The organism is Haloferax sp. Atlit-10N (genome assembly GCF_003586325.1).
Classification (GTDB): domain Archaea; phylum Halobacteriota; class Halobacteria; order Halobacteriales; family Haloferacaceae; genus Haloferax; species Haloferax prahovense.
Map to the genome: position 1 here is coordinate 1 of NZ_PSYX01000023.1, position 2,552 is coordinate 2,552.

Annotated in this window: 3 protein-coding genes; all 3 read right to left on the bottom strand. The window is 53.1% G+C overall.

The features are described from left to right. Positions 1-315: 315 nt before the first annotated feature. Positions 316-1,341 carry a nitrogen regulation protein NR(II) gene (locus tag C5B91_RS20840; RefSeq protein WP_049917664.1) on the bottom strand — a complete coding sequence of 342 codons (1,026 nt, stop codon included), beginning with the start codon at positions 1,339-1,341 and terminating at the stop codon, positions 316-318. Positions 1,342-1,867: 526 nt separating this feature from the next. After that, positions 1,868-2,332 carry a nucleoside deaminase gene (locus C5B91_RS20845; protein ID WP_004967607.1) on the bottom strand — a complete coding sequence of 155 codons (465 nt, stop codon included), beginning with the start codon at positions 2,330-2,332 and terminating at the stop codon, positions 1,868-1,870. Continuing rightward, on the bottom strand, positions 2,329-2,552 hold a 224-nt coding region (locus C5B91_RS22805), incomplete at its 5' end, for a hypothetical protein (protein WP_233547815.1). The genes C5B91_RS22805 and C5B91_RS20845, both read right to left, overlap by 4 nt.

The window sequence follows — 2,552 nt, forward strand, 5'->3', positions numbered from 1 at the left end:
ACCGTGCCCCGTCCGTCGCAGACGCAACGGCAGCGCGAAACGCCCGGGCCCGGCAGGAACGGGCTGCCCGCCGGAGCGCGCACAACCCGAGCAGTCGCCCCCCAAACGTACCGACACAACTCACTTCCCAAACACGTGAGATTGCTAGTTTCTACTCGCTAGCTTGCTATCCAGGTCGTTGAGGACGTGACCCTCTTCTCCATCCCAAAAGAAACACAAACAACAGAGTATCACACGCTGGCTTCGAACATCTCAGCAGTTCGAGGCCGTTAGAGATGCTCTCCAAAAACTAACTCAGCAAACGTCGTCCAACTCTCACCACGTGATCTCAAATCGTGCGCCGCCTTCAGAACCCGTTGTAACGGCAATATCCCAACCATGGCCCTCGACAATTTGAGAGACGATCGAGAGCCCATAGCCAGTTCCGTCAGCAGTTGTCGAATATCCATGGGTAAATATCTCTGACCGAATCGGCTCAGCGATTCCGGGGCCATCATCTTCGATATAGAGTCCCGTATCGTCAGGGAGGCTTCCAACAGTCACAGTCGCCCCAGCACCAGCATGTTCAACGGCATTGCGAAACAAGTTCTCTAGTAGTTCCTGAAAACGACTCTTATCCGCGGTTATTACTCCAAGGTCATCTTCAACTTGGAGCGTCGCTTGCTGTGTCTCAATACTACTCCACGATGCACGGAGACATTCACGGATGTCAACCGACTCGGTCTCACCAACGACTTCACCCTTTTTTGAGAGGGCAAGAATGTCGCTAACGAGATTATCGATCCGACTAAGTGACGCTAAAACTCGCTCCAGCTCAGGGGTCTCGGACTGTTCATGGGCGATCTCAGTATACCCGTAGGCGATAGAGAGTGGATTCCGAATATCATGTGTTAAGATGTCGGCGAACTCATTCAGCCGATCCTTCTGGTCTTGAAGCTGGGACTCCCGCTTTCGCTGCTCGGTGATGTCCCGAATAATGCCAGTAAAGTACTGTTCGCCATTGTGTTCGTGTTCACGAAGGCTGATAAGCGTCGGAACTTCGTGTCCGTCCTTGTGCAACGCCGGGAGCTCGATCCCATCCCAGTCGATATTGCGCTCTCCTGTCGCCACATACGAGGCTAATGCAGCCCCGTGGACTGCTTCTAAGCGCTCTGGGATGATTTTCATTTTCGAACTGCCAATCAATTCAGCGGGAGCATATCCGAGAATGTCTTCAACGGCCGGATTAGCATACACGATATTGCTGTCCGCATCGATTGTCAACATCCCCTCTGCCGCATTTTCCACTAGTGTTTGGTAAAAATCATCGGCAGAGGTTGGAGGGGGACGAGAACCGTTCATATAATATCACTTTTACTCTTCGGTAGTTAAACGTTCTTCAGGGTATTGCGGCGAGACCGACTATTACCCGTCAAACTGTCTATCCAATCACTTACTGTAACCTCAAATCAGACTCCATGAAGAACGTTCCGCCGTCAATCTGGACGATCGACGAGTAACCACGGGTTGACGAACAACTCCAACAACCACCCCTCAGACTCTGGTTTCTGGGGGGTGAAATGGCACACAAGAACCTCAATCGCGCCGCCGGCTCCAATTAGGGCTGGTCGAGAAATCTGCGGACAAACTCATGATGTCAGTCAGGACACAATGACGGTTCTACTTCAGAGTGAAAGGTGAAGGGGTACCTTCGGCGTGTATCAGGCCGGGCATCCTGAGACACGCCAATGCTGGTGGCTTAGAGGCACTCAGCACTATTCTAGTCAGTTATCACCGTATTCAACTTGGCGGTTTACCTATCCTTGAGATATAGATAGGAATTTTGTATTGTGAAACAGAACAGGACTCATCAAACGAAGACCGGGGGTCACCAGTCGTACTCCCGGTGGATCTGGCGACCTTCCTCGTTCAACAGCGGCCCGACAACGTCACTGACTCCAGCAAGGATCTCTGTGGACCAGACTACGGGCTCATTTCCGGTGAACGCGGCGATTTCATCACTTCCGACACTGTAGACGATTTGTCCGAACCCAGCTGTCGTCATCCCGCCAGCACACATCGGACAGGGTTCGGTGCTTGTATACATTACCATAGAAGCACGTTCATCGGGATCGAACTCCCGGCATGCACGGTAAGCGAGGTGGAGTTCGGGATGGCGCCGGATGTCGTCGTCCGTGATCTCGCGATTCGAATCGCTCATAATAACTGTATCGTCGCGGACGAGCACGGAGCCGAACAGTTCGTCGCCACGGGCGGCAGCCTCACGCGCCAGTTCGAAAGTCTCGCGCAGATGTGCGTCGTGATCGTATTCGTCGAACGTGGGAGCAGTCACAACTGCGTAGTAGTTCGTGGATGGGATACTTGTTTGGAACGGCACTCGGGGGTTTTGTCTGGCCTCACAATGTTCAGCACTGGCCCTGTCACTGCCGCATTGGTGAACGGCCTGCACTCACGGGGTTTGTTCTTCACAAGGTACTCGGGGACGAGGGTGTTCAGAACCATTACGGTCGTGGGTTGAGTTGAGAACACGGTCGGCGCACCCATCGAAAAAG

Excerpts from the sequence above, each read along its gene's own strand:
- C5B91_RS20840 (WP_049917664.1), bottom strand. The coding sequence starts at position 1,341 with ATGAACGGTTCTCGTCCCCCTCCAACCTCTGCCGATGATTTTTACCAA.